The organism is Pseudanabaena sp. CCNP1317 (genome assembly GCF_034931345.1).
Lineage (GTDB): Bacteria > Cyanobacteriota > Cyanobacteriia > Pseudanabaenales > Pseudanabaenaceae > Pseudanabaena > Pseudanabaena galeata.
Window position 1 is genome coordinate 1 of the sequence record NZ_JAYGIF010000154.1, and the last position, 15,311, is coordinate 15,311.

General features: G+C 41.3%; 17 protein-coding genes. 11 read left to right on the forward strand and 6 right to left on the reverse strand.

Annotated elements, in window-relative coordinates; all coding sequences use genetic code 11:
• Nucleotides 1-111 precede the first annotated feature (111 nt).
• The 4 genes from VB775_RS23905 (at nucleotide 112) to VB775_RS23920 (ending at nucleotide 1,746) form a co-directional block, all read left to right on the forward strand.
• Nucleotides 112-279, forward strand: coding sequence for a hypothetical protein (locus tag VB775_RS23905; RefSeq protein WP_281009267.1), 168 nt, complete (start codon nucleotides 112-114; stop codon nucleotides 277-279).
• A gap of 19 nt (nucleotides 280-298) precedes the next feature.
• On the forward strand, nucleotides 299-715 hold the full coding sequence (locus tag VB775_RS23910; RefSeq protein ID WP_281009268.1) for a hypothetical protein: 417 nt from the start codon (nucleotides 299-301) through the stop codon (nucleotides 713-715).
• A gap of 84 nt (nucleotides 716-799) precedes the next feature.
• Complete coding sequence (locus tag VB775_RS23915; protein ID WP_281009269.1) at nucleotides 800-1,213, forward strand: hypothetical protein; 414 nt, start codon at nucleotides 800-802, stop codon at nucleotides 1,211-1,213.
• Nucleotides 1,213-1,746 (forward strand): TIR domain-containing protein, encoded by a 534-nt coding sequence (locus tag VB775_RS23920; RefSeq protein ID WP_281009270.1) that lies wholly within the window; start codon nucleotides 1,213-1,215, stop codon nucleotides 1,744-1,746. The genes VB775_RS23915 and VB775_RS23920 overlap by 1 nt, the downstream gene beginning before the upstream one ends.
• Here VB775_RS23920 and VB775_RS23925 read toward each other — a convergent pair.
• A complete protein-coding gene (locus VB775_RS23925) occupies nucleotides 1,743-2,063 on the reverse strand; it encodes a hypothetical protein (RefSeq protein WP_281009271.1) in 321 nt (106 codons plus the stop codon). The genes VB775_RS23920 and VB775_RS23925 overlap by 4 nt on opposite strands.
• Before the next feature lie 398 nt (nucleotides 2,064-2,461).
• On the opposite strand from VB775_RS23925, the gene trpE reads away from it, so the two are divergent.
• Nucleotides 2,462-3,961, forward strand: coding sequence for an anthranilate synthase component I (trpE, locus tag VB775_RS23930; protein ID WP_281009272.1), 1,500 nt, complete (start codon nucleotides 2,462-2,464; stop codon nucleotides 3,959-3,961).
• A 283-nt stretch (nucleotides 3,962-4,244) separates the two neighbouring features.
• Here the strand turns inward: trpE and VB775_RS23935 are convergent, their stop codons facing one another.
• Nucleotides 4,245-5,525, reverse strand: coding sequence for a hypothetical protein (locus VB775_RS23935; RefSeq protein ID WP_281009273.1), 1,281 nt, complete (start codon nucleotides 5,523-5,525; stop codon nucleotides 4,245-4,247).
• A gap of 186 nt (nucleotides 5,526-5,711) precedes the next feature.
• On the opposite strand from VB775_RS23935, the gene VB775_RS23940 reads away from it, so the two are divergent.
• From VB775_RS23940 to VB775_RS23960, 5 genes are all read left to right on the forward strand, one after another.
• Nucleotides 5,712-5,972, forward strand: coding sequence for a hypothetical protein (locus VB775_RS23940; protein ID WP_281009274.1), 261 nt, complete (start codon nucleotides 5,712-5,714; stop codon nucleotides 5,970-5,972).
• Nucleotides 5,966-6,376: a type II toxin-antitoxin system VapC family toxin gene (locus tag VB775_RS23945; RefSeq protein ID WP_281009275.1), complete on the forward strand. Its 411-nt coding sequence runs from the start codon at nucleotides 5,966-5,968 to the stop codon at nucleotides 6,374-6,376. Before VB775_RS23940 ends, VB775_RS23945 begins: the two co-directional genes overlap by 7 nt.
• Nucleotides 6,377-6,382: 6 nt before the next feature.
• Nucleotides 6,383-6,607 carry a type II toxin-antitoxin system HicB family antitoxin gene (locus VB775_RS23950; protein WP_103667913.1) on the forward strand — a complete coding sequence of 75 codons (225 nt, stop codon included), beginning with the start codon at nucleotides 6,383-6,385 and terminating at the stop codon, nucleotides 6,605-6,607.
• Nucleotides 6,608-6,711: 104 nt separating this feature from the next.
• Entirely contained in the window at nucleotides 6,712-7,416 is a 705-nt protein-coding gene (bioD, locus tag VB775_RS23955; RefSeq protein ID WP_281009276.1) for a dethiobiotin synthase, read from the forward strand.
• Between the two features lie 49 nt (nucleotides 7,417-7,465).
• Complete coding sequence (locus tag VB775_RS23960) at nucleotides 7,466-8,788, forward strand: PrsW family glutamic-type intramembrane protease (protein WP_281009277.1); 1,323 nt, start codon at nucleotides 7,466-7,468, stop codon at nucleotides 8,786-8,788.
• A gap of 522 nt (nucleotides 8,789-9,310) precedes the next feature.
• On the opposite strand, the gene VB775_RS23965 is transcribed toward VB775_RS23960, so the two are convergent.
• Nucleotides 9,311-10,006, reverse strand: coding sequence for a GvpL/GvpF family gas vesicle protein (locus tag VB775_RS23965; protein ID WP_281009278.1), 696 nt, complete (start codon nucleotides 10,004-10,006; stop codon nucleotides 9,311-9,313).
• Between the two features lie 46 nt (nucleotides 10,007-10,052).
• Nucleotides 10,053-10,859, reverse strand: a complete 807-nt coding sequence (locus VB775_RS23970; RefSeq protein ID WP_281009279.1) for a DUF1997 domain-containing protein — start codon at nucleotides 10,857-10,859, stop codon at nucleotides 10,053-10,055.
• Between the two features lie 83 nt (nucleotides 10,860-10,942).
• Between VB775_RS23970 and VB775_RS23975 the strand changes: the two genes are divergently transcribed.
• The gene (locus tag VB775_RS23975) at nucleotides 10,943-12,238 is read left to right on the forward strand and encodes a hypothetical protein (protein ID WP_281009280.1); all 1,296 of its coding nucleotides are present in this window, start codon (nucleotides 10,943-10,945) and stop codon (nucleotides 12,236-12,238) included.
• Nucleotides 12,239-12,491: 253 nt separating this feature from the next.
• On the opposite strand, the gene VB775_RS23980 is transcribed toward VB775_RS23975, so the two are convergent.
• Nucleotides 12,492-13,394, reverse strand: coding sequence for a bifunctional helix-turn-helix domain-containing protein/methylated-DNA--[protein]-cysteine S-methyltransferase (locus tag VB775_RS23980; RefSeq protein WP_407072982.1), 903 nt, complete (start codon nucleotides 13,392-13,394; stop codon nucleotides 12,492-12,494).
• Nucleotides 13,395-13,794: 400 nt separating this feature from the next.
• Nucleotides 13,795-15,036, reverse strand: coding sequence for a response regulator (locus tag VB775_RS23985; RefSeq protein ID WP_281009282.1), 1,242 nt, complete (start codon nucleotides 15,034-15,036; stop codon nucleotides 13,795-13,797).
• Nucleotides 15,037-15,311: the final 275 nt, after the last annotated feature.

Genomic DNA, 15,311 nt, shown 5'->3' on the forward strand with positions numbered 1-15,311 from the left:
GCATAATTTTGAGTTTAAGAGCTTTAGTTTTAACTTCTACTCGTTGGGAGCAATTCTGGGACAATCTCAATCAGTATGGGTTTCCTGCTGCTGTCTAATAATTGTATTGTATTGAGGTCGCACCCTTTCTCAGGGCGAACAACTCGCGGAATTTTGCGAAAATGGACGAATGAGTCGGGTCACTATCGTCCTCCTGCGGATGCTAGAAGTAATGCTTGTCTTCCTGAGGAGAAGTTTCAATTAGGGCAGTTTAGAAGTTTGTTCAGTGTCGAATTTTAGATAGGCTAGGAAAATCATTATGACAAGTTCTATAGATTTGCAAAATCATAATTCTCAAGCTTTGATGAGCCTATCAGAAGATCAACAGTTTGAGCATGTTTGTCTGTTGCTTGAAAAAGATATTGTTGAGGCGCTAAGGGTTGCTAATTCTACACTTAAAAGTAAGAAATATTTTCAGGATTTGCTGGAAAGAGGGTTAGAGGTTGCTGATGCTAGTGAGATTGAGGTTTGGCTGAGGTATCTAGTTCCTAGGTTGGGAATGCGATATGTGATCAATGTGCTTGAAGGTAAGTTGATTGAGCGATCGCAGCAGGTGAAAAAGGCTATGTATTGGTTGCCAAAGTTTTTAAATAGGGCAAATGATAAAGAGGTGAATTTGTTTAGAGGTTTGGAGAATAAAATTCTTAAATCATCAGTAAGTCGCGTCACTGTATGACTTTTGACTGGTACTATGATGTTATTTAACCGAGAAATAAATTTAAAGTCAAAAAGTTGTTAGAACTAAGAACGAGGTATATCTTTGGAAGCTAAGTTGAAACACCTTGAGATGGTTCAAAGCGTTATAAACCGAATGGCAGGAAATTCTTTTTTGATTAAGGGTTGGAGCGTTACTTTGACATCGGCACTTTTTGCACTTGCCGCCAAGGATTCAAATTCATTCTTTGTATATTTAGCCTATTTCCCATGTGTAACTTTTTGGTCTCTAGATGGTTATTTTCTTCGTCAAGAAAGACTTTATCGGAAGCTCTACCAAGTAGTTGCAAAAAAGAAAATTGACGATATAGACTTTTCTATGAACGCCGATGTTTATGAGGACAAGGTTGATTCTTGGTTTTCAACTTGCTTCTCAATAACGCTTAAGATTTTTCATGGAACTATCTTCAGTACAATTATCATTATCATAGTAATTATTGCAGCAACAGGAGGGAAATAATGGCTAGACGAGTATTCTTCAGCTTTCACTATCAACGCGACGTTTGGCGCATAAATCAGATTAGAAGTATTCCTAACATTACAGGCTGTGCAGCAGCTGGATTTCAAGATGCCTCACTTTGGGAAGATGCTAAAAAAAAGGGTGATGCCAACATTAAAAGAATGATTGACAATGCACTCTACAACACTAGCGTCACTGTTGTTTTCATTGGAAATCAAACTGCGAATAGAAAATATGTCAACTATGAGATTGAACAGTCTATTGCGCGTGGTAATGGAGTGGTTGGAATACAAATTCACCATTTATCAAATCATTATGGACAAAGCGATCAACCAGGTGCTACCCCAAAACTGATTCTAGAGCATGGCTTTAAGGTCTATAAGTACTTTAACTATAAAATGTTGGCTGATAGAATTGAAGAAGCTGCGGAGATTGCACAAGCTAGGAAGATTAAGAAGAATTTGCGTAGTTTGGGCTTATTAAGCCAAAAGCTTCCTCTTACAGCTAGAGCTATGTACAGGCGAAATGATTAACCTTGTTTGTCAAAGTTTTTGGGTTTTAGGCGATCGCGGGTTTTTAAGATTGAGTTGAGGGGTGATCGCTTTTTGATGGGTTGCGATTGAGGCGATCGCAGGTTGTTGAGATTGAGTGGAGAGGAGATCGCTTTGCTATGGTCAAAAATTAGGTCGGCGCAATGATGCTGATTAACCACAGCATATTTCACGTAAGCACTTACAAAAATCAACTGATTCTTCATGTCTTCAGCAGATTTTTTGTTAATCAAATTTATGAATAGTGCTTGAATAGATCTGCTATGGAACCAGAATAATTCCACTAAGTAGATGGGCATAATTAATTACAAACCCAAACCTGTAAAGTTGCGCCCCTGCGGGGCGCAACTTTACAGGTTTGGGTAATTTATTCTGCACAGGTACTTATGCTCTAAATACCAGTTCACAAAAGTTTGGTCACACTTTTGTGTATTAAAAACCAAACCCAATAAGGGTAATACCAAGACACACAATGACATATAGCGCTCCTAAATGAGTTGTAAGATTTTGAAAGTTGTGAGAGTGCGCCCCTTTGGGGCGCACTCTCACAACCTATTTAGGATTGCTATAGCAAAACTTTCTTTGCAATATGATTTGAAATCCCAAATTTCTAGCTTTCACGAATTTTATAGTATTTCTGAAAACCACGATAAAATCTTAGATCAGTTGTAACAAATTTCTTAGAAATCCCGATCGCATGATTTTCCCTGAGTATTCTGACTTTATTGAGCTTGCTAGCAAAGGTAACTTTGTACCTGTATATATGGAACTGGTTGCCGATCTTGATACGCCTGTTTCGGCTTGGTATCGTGTCTGTCAAGGTCAACCCTACAGTTTTTTATTAGAGTCAGTGGAAGGCGGCGAGAGGCTTGGTCGTTATAGCTTATTGGGTTGCGATCCTCTATGGGTACTAGAAGCAAGAGGCGATCGCACCACGCAGACATTTCGTGATGGCACAATAAAGGAATTTATAGGCAATCCCTTTCAGCATTTGAATAATTGCCTTGCACCGATCCATCCTGTGCATTTGCCACAGTTGCCGCCCAGTTTAGGGGGACTATTTGGATATTGGGGCTATGAGTTAATTAATTGGATCGAGCCGAAAGTACCTGTATTTTCTTGCCAAGAGGGAGACACGCCTGATGGGGTGTGGATGCAAGTGGATAGTTTGCTAGTGTTCGATCAGGTCAAACGTAAAATTTGGGCGATCGCCTATGCAGATTTAAGTACTGGCAATGATCTGGAAACTGCCTATAAATCAGCTTGCGATCGCTTGACGGTGCTGGTGGATAAACTGCGATCGCCGCTGGATCGTCACAAAACAGCGATTACTTGGACAAACCCCCGCTTGCAACCTCCTGTGAGTTACACCAGTAACGTTACTCGCGAAAAATTCTGTCAAGCTGTGGAAAAAGGCAAGGAGCATATTAAGGCTGGTGATGTCTTCCAAGTGGTGCTTTCACAAAGATTGACAACAGAATTTAAGGGTGAGCCATTTAGCTTGTATCGTTCTCTGCGAGTAGTAAATCCTTCGCCTTACATGGCATTCTTTAACTTCAAAGATTGGCAGCTAATTGGCTCTAGCCCTGAAATTATGGTCAAAGCGGAAGTAATCGATGGTGTCTCGCGTACAGTCCTCCGCCCGATCGCTGGAACGCGCCCTAGAGGGGCAACACCGACGGAAGATGCCGAACTAGCCAAGGATTTACTTGCCGATCCGAAGGAAGTTGCCGAACATGTGATGCTCGTAGATTTGGGCAGGAACGATCTCGGTCGTGTTTGCAAAAGTGGCACGGTGAAAGTCGATGAATTGATGTCGATTGAGCTTTATTCCCATGTGATGCATATCGTCAGCAACGTCATTGGCGAAATTCGTCCCGAAAAGACAGCTTGGGATTTGCTTCAGGCTTGCTTCCCTGCGGGTACGGTAAGCGGTGCGCCAAAGATTCGAGCCATGGATATTATCCATAACTTAGAAGGCGATCGCCGAGGTACTTATGCTGGAGCCTATGGCTACTATGACTTTGAAGGTCAGCTAAACACAGCCATCACGATTCGGACAATGGTAACGAAGGATGGAACGGCTAGTGTTCAGGCGGGTGCTGGTGTGGTAGCTGATTCTGATCCTGAGAAGGAATATCAAGAAACCTTGAATAAAGCAAAGGGAATGTTGGAGTCTCTGCGCTGTTTGGGATAGTGAATAAATGAGAATGCGATCGCTCAAATCTATTAGTTGAGATTAATGGTGATCGCATTTATCCGATGCAATTGAGTCTGACAAGATAGATTTAGAGCAGAGACTAACGAAACTAGAACGCAAAAGAGCAGAAAGAGATAAATTTAGCGATCACTATTTATCTCTTTGATGATTAGAGATCGCAGTTTGTGAAGTGACTTGATCAACTCTATCGGTTATAACTATTATTTTAATAAGCGACCTCCAAAATCCAACATCGGTTGAGAGTAAAAGAGCGATTTTATTAAACTAAATGATTATGAATCGAGCCTTTAGGTAGTTCGTCATAATCCCCGTCCCAAGAGAATCTCAAACGATTTTTGTAGACACCTTGATAGTTAAAAAGATCTAAAAGAACAAGCTCTAAATACCACAAACTTAAGCGCCAAGACTGTTTTCTTATATTTGTGGGATGTACTTTTTTCTTTTGGTTAAGATGCGTAAGCCTATTACGAACTTCCGTAATTGCCTTAGGTATACTAATTTTCTTTCCCTCAGCAAATTTTAGCAGGTCAGTAATATACTCCAATTTAGTATCAGTGTGACTTGTAGGAAGTTTTGACATTTCAAAAAGCTTCACTAGTTTCTTATCAGCAGAATCATTAATATATTTACCGATTCGATGTTCATATAAAAGTTCAAGGGCTGAATGAGTCAAGATGATTGAACCTTCAATAGCTCCTGCCTGAAGGTTACTTTCTACATACCAGTGAATAGCAAGTTGTAGTGGCTGCTGCCAATCTGAATCTTCCCAAAGATTCATAAATCCTACAAAAGCTTCTGTTAAATTTTCAGGTCTTTGAACTGGGAACCACGAAGTTATATTTCGTTGGTATGCGGATGCTGTAGAAGAATACCAAATTTCCCATGTAGGAATATTTTCAGCATTAAAACCAATAGGCAGTAAAAGTCCTACCCATAATCCTCTAGCAAATGATAGAAAAGATGATAAACCACTTAAAATATCTAGTGCTTCTTCAGAGGTAAATGTATGTTTGTTGCTCTTTTCAAGTTTAGCTACATGGGTAATTGCATATCCGCCATCATCTTCTAGAGAGTTAGTCAGTTCTTTGATTTTTTCTACTGGAGCAATCGTTATTTTCCATCCATTTGATTCTAATAAAAGCTGACAGCTATGAAAATTTGTGAGGTGAAATATTACATAGGAAAGATTTGAATTAGAAGTGATAACAGCAGGCTCATGTAAAAAGCCTGAAACCTCTGTTTTTATTCCTACCGATAATTGATATTTAGTGGCATTAGCCTTACAGGAAACCTTTAAATTGACCAATTCTAAAACATGTGGTTTTTCATAATTAAACGCAACACTATCGTTAGATTCAAAAGAATATTTGATTCTTGTTGTGGGAAACCAATTAAGTTTTACGACTCCAGTTCCATGAGCTACGATATCCCGATCTCCTTGTTTTCCAATAAATTTCATGTCTCCTTCGTAGAGAGTCAATGGTTGGTTTATCTCCTCTGTTACATATACTGGAGTTAGTGATTGAGGATCAATACTCATTTGATTACATTTTTGATTTTTTTGTATTTAACTATGACAATAATCTTTGTTTTATGAAAATTCAAGTAAGAGCAGCAAATTTTTTGTGCAGAGGGGTATTCCTTAGGAATTTGAGATCGCGAAATTGCTCATGTGAGGGCGATCGCATAAACTAGAATGTAATCAATAAATACAGGTAATTAAGCAATGCAAATTACAGTTGATATTCCCGATGAATTTCTACCAAAAATCAAACAAACAGGCTTCTCCCTGCAAGAAATTGTTGCGAAGGCAGTTCAGCAATATCTTAATAGTGAACCAACTCTACTACAAACACAAACTTGGCAACTATGCGGTAAACTGCAAATTTCACAGCTAAAAGAAACGAATATCGTCGATGTTTCCACTATTGAAACAAACTATGCTGAACAGATTGACGATATTTTGTATGGGAATCTCTCATGTTAGAAGTTATTCTTGATACATCAGCACTTATAGCCTTTTTTGTCGGCTCAGAAAAACACCATAAAGCAATACGCGATTACTTTTTCGCCAATCCTAAAACAAAATGGGTAATCATCTCAACGGTCTTTGATGAAACCGTCACTTGGCTTCGTGTCAAAGTTTCTATTAAAGACTCAATCACTATTGGTCATCTATTACGAAACGAACATCGTTATATTGCTCTATCTGAGATGGATGATACATGTGTATGGGAATCATTTCAACGGTACAATGACAAAACATGGAGTTATACAGACTGTTCACTATTAGTTATGTCTCAACGATTAGAGATACCTACCATTGTTTCTTTTGATGAGCATATTCGTCAAATGAGTGGGCTAGGAGTTAATTGTGTACCGTTAATTTGAGAACCTATGAAATACACAATTACACTGCAATGGTCTGATGAAGATAAATGCTTTGTTGTTTTCTTGCCAGACTTTACCAACATCAACCAACCTTGCACTCATGGCAAAACCTATTCTGAAGCACTACAAAATGCTAAGGAACTGATCGAAATTCTAATAGAGCTTGCGATCGAAAAGAATGAACCATTACCGAAGTATAAACCATATTACTATGGCAAAATCTCAGAATGATTAAGTGGGAAATTACTCATGTGAAGGCGATCGCCTAAACTAAGATTTAAGCTTGATAAATATTACAAATAGAACTTAGCCAGACTTTACTGAATATTAACTAAATGATAAAACCTCTATTGATTGTTGGCAGTGATACGGGTGTAGGGAAGACTGTTTTAACAGCAGCTTTAGCGGCTTATTGGTTGACCTATCGCGATCGCAATGTATCTCCAACCGAACCTAGTAAATCTCTCGGTATTTACAAGCCTTTGCAATCAGGAGAAGGCGATCGCGAGTTTTATAATCAGACTTTTAATCTTTCGCAAACCCTTGCCGAAATTACACCTTTGTATTTTGAAACGCCGATCGCTCCTGCGATCGCGGCTTATAAAGAAGGAAAACCCATCGATTTAGGGATAATTTGGCAACAGTTCCAAAAATTGCAACAACAGAAGGAATGCCTATTAGTTGAGGCTATGGGTGGTTTAGGCTCACCAATTACCGATGAGTATATCGTGGCAGATTTGGCGCGAGATTGGGCTTTAGATACTATTTTGGTTGTGCCTGTGCGTTTAGGTGCGATCTCTCAGGCGATCGCCAATGTAGCTTTGGCGAATATGCAAAAGGTGAAGCTCAGAGGGATTGTGCTGAGTTGTTCTCAAGTTTATTCTACGGAAGAGATTGAAGAACTTGCTCCGCCACAGATGATTTCGCGACTTGCTTCGGTTCCCATTTTAGGCATTCTGCCTTATATTAAGGATTTGAGCGATATTGCACAATTGGCGCTTGCGGCTTCAGAGTTAGACATAGAAAGAATTCTGATTTAGTAAAGGCGATCGCATAGTAAGGCACATTACTAGTGATATAAATGAAGCTATGTATGATCGCCTTACTCCTATAGCTTTTCTCAAGCAAATTTCTGCCGATCACCAAGATGTTGATCGCGGTGAAATTGTGGCGACTTTGGGCGATCGCTCGATTACCTTGGGGCGCGATCCTAGTTGTGAAGTGGCGATCGATATCAATATCTATGGCTCAGTGTCGCGCCGCCATGCTGAAATTCGTCCTCTTTTTGCGGATCAGAACAAACGTCAAGATGCTATGCGAAAGTTTGTGGGGTGGGAAATTTGCGATCTTGATAGTGCTAACGGCACATTTATCAACGATCACCGTTTGTATAGCTGCTATCTACTCAAACATGGCGATCGCATCCAACTAACTAAAGATGGTCCCCAATTTGTATTTGAATTAGAGGCTAGTCCCGACACAACTTTAGAAACAGATGTTAGGGAACGTCCGCGATCGCAGATTACCAGCATTACCCTCACGAAACTCTTACCAATTTTCTCCACGGGAAATGATTTGTGGAAAAAAGCCTATCTCTTACCAGGGATTGCGACAGTGGGATTTGTGGTATTGATGTTTGCTTTTTTGGGGCAACCGCAATTATTTAACCTCACAATTTCCGTATATATCAGCCTTGCCGCCTATTATTTTGTCTATCAACTTTGTGGCAAAAATAAACCTTGGTGGATCATTTTAGGCGCAGCGATATTTACAGCATTGATTCTCAGAAGTCCCATTTTAAATATTTTTTTCTGGTTCTTTTACAAGGTTTTACCAGGGACTGCACCAACGGGGCAAGTTAGCTTTATCAGTGTTTTGATTGCGATGTTTTTTGGGGCGGGCATGATGGAGGAGTTGCTCAAAGCTTTGCCAGTGTTTGCGCTCTGGTTTTTAGGGTTACGTCTGGGGAAAAAATGGCGATCGCGTGTGGGTATTAGCGAACCTTTAGATGGAATCTTAATTGGTGCAGCTTCAGCAGTGGGTTTTACGCTGACGGAAACCTTGGGCTTATATGTACCGAGTATTATTCAGAGTGTAGCAAATCAAGCGGGTGGTGCTGAGATTGCGGAACTGACTGGTTTGCAATTATTGATTCCCCGTGTACTTGGTTCAGTAGCTGGTCATATGGCATATAGCGGTTATTTCGGCTATTTCATTGGATTGAGTATTATGAAACCTTCCCTCCGTTGGCAAATTCTCACTATTGGATATCTCAGTTCGGCTTTCCTTCATGCCCTTTGGAATACGAGTGCCTTAGTCAGTTTTTGGCTATTGGCAATAGTGGGCGGTCTTTCCTATGCATTTCTTGTGGCAGCAATTCTCAAAGCCCATAGTTTTTCTTCTAAGGTATAGAGATCTGGTGGTAAGGATTCTGCGATTTAATAAACTGCTCCTATTGACGATAGACATCGCTTTCAAAATTTATCTTAACGTGAGTTCGATATAGCCATTTGCGGCGTGCTTCGCACGCCGCAAATGGCGAAAAATGGAAAGAATCGCTTAGCGATTCTTTCCATTTTTCGCTTTCGTCGAAATGACGTTATCTTAACGTGTGTTCGGGATAAGCTACAAAATTTTAGGAGCCAAAACAGTAAAACCCTCGCTTCGCGAGGGTTTTACTGTTTTGGCTCCTAAATAGGGTTCGTGCAGCGAACCCTATTTAGGAAGTGATTTGAAATTAACCCGAACTGAGGTTATCTTATGGCTCGATTAATCGATAGTTACTGTGTGTCTCTAAGCGTAACTACTCAAGCGTTATAAATCTGAGTCAGCAGATCTTGAGACATGGGGTTAGATTGCGGGAAGTTTTGACAGCATTATAGATCGCTAGATTAATTGTTGGGCAAGTCAGCCAAGCGATCTCCTATAGATTCATTAATTCAAAAAATGATAGGGTGGCAGAGCATTACTCCATGAGATCTGCCAATGGGAATGTTGCTCTTCCCACGATCGCAAGGCTACTTGTAAATCCTCAACCTGCGATCGCGGCAACAATGCATAAACGCGCACATCCTCTGAGCCTTGAGTTTCCACATGCTGAAATTCAGGCTTATAGAGATCAGGGTTTAAGTTATCCGTAATCGTCTGGCGATAGTCGAGAACCTCCTCTTGTAACTGCGATCGCCATTGTTCCTGTTGCAAATATTGCGATCGCTTAGCTAGGAGATAATCCTTACCTTTGAGGTTCGTAGCAGCTTCCACTTTGGGGGCGATCGCTGAACCAGTAATTAGAAATTCGGCATAGCCATCTAGTCTATCCAAACTTGCTAATAGTCTTTCTGATTCTGTTTGCAAATAAGTTTCCAAAGCCGCAATGGAAACAAACGCCGTTCCAAAACGCAAAGGTAAAAGCGTGCGCTCATTAAACAACTCACAAACTAGGCGATCGTGTTGAATAATTACTTGCATCAGAGATGGCTCTGGCAATAGTTTCAGCGCATCAATATCAATGTCTGGCTCGATCGCCGCAATCAGGCGATCGCATTGCAAATATTGAATAGGTTTACCTGTAATTCCCAACGGTCGCTCATCTAGTGCTGGCGCAAGCAAAATCGCAAAAGTATAAAGCATTTTTTCCTTTTTCCTTTTTCCTTTTTCCTTTTTCCTTGGACAAAGGTTATCTTCGGAGCTTAATCTGTTTGGGAACTTTGATCTCATGGGTCTTATGGAAGTCATCTTGCACTTTTGCGGTCAAGCTTTTGGAAACACGCTGCACAATGAATCCCAACACACTATCACCTGTTTTCTGAATCATATCCTTAGCCAATTGCTGAATAAAAGCAGGAAAATGTAGGGAAACCGTAAGATGTAAATCCCATTCAATCGAGGTGATGATTGGGTTATTGCCTAGCTTTTCTCCTGCTCTTAGTTCCAGTTTCTTCTCCTCTAAGCGCATCTCCGCTTGGAAATCCACTTCATAGCCCTGTGGTTTCTGCTCAGGAATTGGAATCGTCACAATCCGATAAACGCAATTATCATCGGGGGGTAGCAAATTTAGCCCCACTCTGGCATCCACCTGAAACCCCAAAGCTCCGACTTTGCCAATCCCCATCGCATAGCCAGTGTTACCAATTGGCTCAGCCTTAAAAGGATGAGCGCATCGACGAAACCAACCCTGATGGGCATCAAGATATTTCATCACAGTTGTTTTGTCAGCCAACAGATCCATGTTGCCAATGTAATGATTATGAAAATGTTGGAAATCAGAGCTTGGGGCATCTTTGGGGGTTAAATTTTTGCCATCCTTGGGATCAGTCTGATCGTCAGGATCTTGAAGATCAAACTGAGAATCGTCAATATTGCCATACTCGGCTAGCATGGCGGCTTCCTGTTCAGCCGTTAACACAAACTCAGAATCATCATCCCCTGTTGACTCTGAAATGAAATCTTGATTTGCAGGCGATCGCATTGGTTCTTGCTGCATGACGGATATCCTAAAATTGCTGATGCGCTAGTTGTTAACTATTTCCATCATAATAGTCTTAGAAGTTCGATTAGGGAAAGCATATGGCTCCGCGTACAGCAGTGATGGAAGCCGTCGAAAAGCTCAACTATCGGGTCACGATAGGTGATGTGGCGGCACAGTCTGGACTTGATCTCAATACAGCACAGCGCGAAGTGCTGGCACTTGCCTCGGAAACTGGTGGCAATCTCCAAGTTGCCGAGTCGGGCGAGGTAGCCTACAAATTTGCGCCAAATTTCCGTCAAGTCCTTGTCAGTCGTTCATTTTGGCTACAGGTCAAAGAATGGCTCAAGGGTGCTTGGAAATGGGTGTTTTACGCAATTCGGATTTCCTTTGGCATTTTGCTGATTGTCTCGATTTTGATCGTGGTACTGGGCATTATTGCCGCGACGATCGCCATCCAAAGTCAAGGACGCAGCGACAATGATCGCGATGATCGCCGTAGCGATAATCGCGGCGGTGGCGGTGGATTTATTTGGCTCGGCGGGTGGGGCAATCCTTTCGGCAACCCATTCATCATGTTTGATCCTTACTACTACGAGCCAGAACAGGTTCGTCAACGTGATCCCAATGAAATGGGCTTTTTAGAAAGCGTATTTTCATTTTTATTTGGTGATGGTAACCCTAACTCTGATCTCGAAGAACGCCGTTGGCGCGAGATTGCGACCATGATTCGCAGCAATAACGGTGTGGTTGTCGCTGAGCAAATTGCGCCCTACCTTGATGAAACTAGCCGTCTAGAGGGTGATGAATATTTTGTGATTCCCGTCCTATCAAAATTTAACGGGTTCCCCGAAGTCAGCGATGCAGGAACCCTTGCCTATAAGTTTCCTGAATTACAAAAAGTTGCCTCCGAGCGCAAAGCCAAGACTACCAGTTCTTATTTGCAAGAAAAACTCTGGAAATTTAGCCAAGCCCCTCACGGCAAAATTGCTTTAGCGATCGGTTTAGGCATTTTTTATCTAGTCGCCTCGCTATATCTAGGTAGTCTGCTCAGTAATCCTAGATTAGCCACATCTCTGGTGGGATTTTTAGGTTTTATCAAAGCCGCCTATGGTTTCTTGCTAGGTTATGCCATCTTGTTCCTGTCTACGCCTTTGGTGCGCTATTTTGTGTTGCAGTATTTGAATGGCGGAATAAGCGATCGCAACCAAAAACGGGCATCCCGTGCTGAGCAATTAAAAAATGCATCATCAACTCTGCGCGAAAAGCTAAATTTTGCGCGTACTTTTGCCATGAAGCAAGAGGCGATTGATCAAAATAATCTTGCCTACACCACTGAGCAAGATTTGGCGGATCAAGAATATGCCAAGATGCTCAAAGAAAATAAAGATAAATAACCTCAGTTAGGATTAATTTCAAACCATCTCCTAGATAGGGTTCGCGCAGCAGACCCTATCTAGGAGCCAAAACAGTAAAAGTCTCGCTTTGCGAGGCTTTTACTGTTTTGGCTTTTAAAATATTAACTAACGCCAGTTTTCGCCATTTGCGGCGTGCTTCGCACACCGCAAATGGCAAAAACTGGCGTTAATTACAAACCAAAACCCGTAAAGTTGCGCCCCACAGAGGCGCAACTTTACGGGTTTTGGTAATTTATTTTGCACAGATCCTTAAATTCTGACAACTAGCTTCCCAACCCAATATTGCGGTCTTGCGCTCCAATCCCCAGCGATAGCCACCTAACTCACCCGATTCTCGAATGACGCGATGACAGGGAATGATGAAACTAATGGGATTGCTGCCAACAGCATTACCGATCGCTCTGGCAGCATTAGAACGACCAAGCGATCGCCCTAAGCCCTGATAAGTGGTAATCCCTCCAAAGGGAATTCGTAGCAAAGCTCGCCAGACTTGGATTTGGAAGTTAGTGCCTTTGACGTAGAGAGTGAGGGGTGGTTGACTAACAGTATTCAGATTAGGAAGATTGCTAAATAAACGATCGCTAATTGGTTGGGTAATTTTGCAATCGTAAATAATTTCCGCCTTAGACCATTCCTCTCGCAGCATTAATGCGGCAGATTGATTATCCATTCCATCGAGAAAATGTAAATTACAGATACCTCGCTCTGTGATGGCAATCAAGCAATCACCAAACATGGTTTCATGGATACCAAAGCAAATCTGTAAATCCGCACCACCAGTTTTAAACTCGTGCGGTGACATCGCGTCGAGGTTCACAAATAAGTCATGCAATCGCCCCGCACTAGATAACCCCATATCTCCCATCAATTCCAATAGGTTCCTAGTTTCTGCAATTTTGGACTTAGCATATTCCACCGTCAGATATTGCAAAAATCGCTTAGGACTAATCCCCGCCCATTTGGTAAACAAGCGCTGAAAGTGATATTCGCTCAGATGTACCTGTTGAGCGATCGCAGCGAGGTCTGGCTGTTCCCGATGGTTTTGACGGATAAAGGCGATCGCTTTTGCCATCAGTTCATAGGTAGCGCGATCGCTCATATTCTCATCTAGAAATTTGTCCATCGGGGAGTTCATAGTCTGCAACATGAGGGTTTACTCTCAATTTAGCAATGATTTGATATTTACAGCAATTGCCGATCAAACGAGCCACAAGAAAAAAATGAAAGCCTTGCAAAGCAACGCTTTCATTTTTTTTCTTGGTTTGGATTTGAGCGCAAAGCGCTGTAAACTAACCATTCCTTGCGATCTCCTAGAATTCTAGTAAACTAACTTCATTTCGACGAAAGCGAAAAATGGTAAGAATCTCTAAGCATTTTTTACTATTTTTCGCCATTTGCGGCGTGCTTCGCACGCCGCAAATGGCGATATCGAACTCACGTTAAACTAAGTAGCTAGGCATAAGTAAACTAAAAATCTAGAAGCTATCCCGCCCGCTACGCGGGCGGGATAGCAATCCTAAATAGGTTTGCTATAGCTACTGAGATGTATCTGAAGAATCAATGGATGAGATCTCCTCTGGCTCATTGTCAAATGGAAGAAGGTATCTCTGGATTTGTTCACCAATCTTTTCATTACCCGCAGTTTTGGATATAAAAGCTGTTGCACCGACAAATTTAGATCTTAGGCGATCGAATAACGTATCATTACTAGTCAAAATCAGAATAGGGGTATCTTTAAACTCTGGTATGCGGCGAATTTGAGTGCAGAGTTCATAACCACCAACAATCGGCATCACCAAATCTAAAATAATCATCTCTGGCTTCAGTTCAACCAGTAGTGGTAATACATTAATTGAATCTCGAATGCCTAAAAAGCCAAACCCAAATCCCGTAACTATCTGTTCGATGGTTGCACATACTTGATTGCTATCATCAACGCAGGCAATCAGAGGACGAGCCATCAGGTTTAATTTTTTCTGCGGTGAGCTACTTTCAGACAATTTGGTTTGCTCATTTCTTGCCGCATTTAGCGAAAAAGAGGCGACAGGAGATTCGATATCCTGAACTTCCACTAGCCCAACCATACCGCGATGATAATATGCCATCAATGACTGTACAAGGTTAAGCAAATCCTTCTTCATCCATGTTGATAACTCCCGCAGCGATCGCCTACCATCAAGAATCGTAATCAAAGTTTTGTAAGTGAGTTCTGAAGCTTCCTCTTTAAGTTGTGATGGTCGCTTGATCCAAGGAGCAAGATTTGGCGAAAAATCGGCGATTCCTGCTTTGCGCCATGTTAACCATTTTTGGTGAGCTTGATTAATTGCATGTTCCGCATGGATCAGAGCAATCACTGGGGTAATCTCATCTTCAAAATCACAGTAATAGGTAATCTTCTCATTTGCCGCACATTGGATAATATCAAACAGTACCTCCTGTACAAAACCTTCAATAATCGGCGTGATTTGCTCACGGGATAAGACCAAGCGTTTCATCAAGATTACTAACACTTGATAGTCCCAAAGCCTAATCTCATCGGCAGTACGGAAAGAAATTTTATTAAAGTCTATTTGAAGCTTATACTGCCCCATCAGTCTCTGCCAACGGCGATGATTATGCACTCCCCCTGAAGCCCACACCAGCCTGCCATGACAATAGTAGATACTCCATTTGTAATCTTTGACACTATGAAGTTCCAGCTTGCCAGTAAACTGCTTGCGACCATAGCCAAGTAACTGTTCAACAAGACTATAAACGGCTAGATTATCTGTATCCATGTGTCATCTATACTTCCTATGAAATTGAGCTTTCTAGTTTCTAAGGATGGAAAGAAACAAACTTTTAGTCATCAAGATGAGCTTTCTTTTAAAAGTTTGTTTTTGATAAAACTATACTCAAAAGAATACAGTAATTCTCATTATCCAATTGATTTTTGAGTTTACAGTTAGTAATTCTCATTATCCAAATCACTTCATATAGCACTCCTAAATGAGTTGTAAGATTTTGAGTGTTGTGAGAGTGCGCCCCTTTGGGGCGCACTCTCACAACCTAT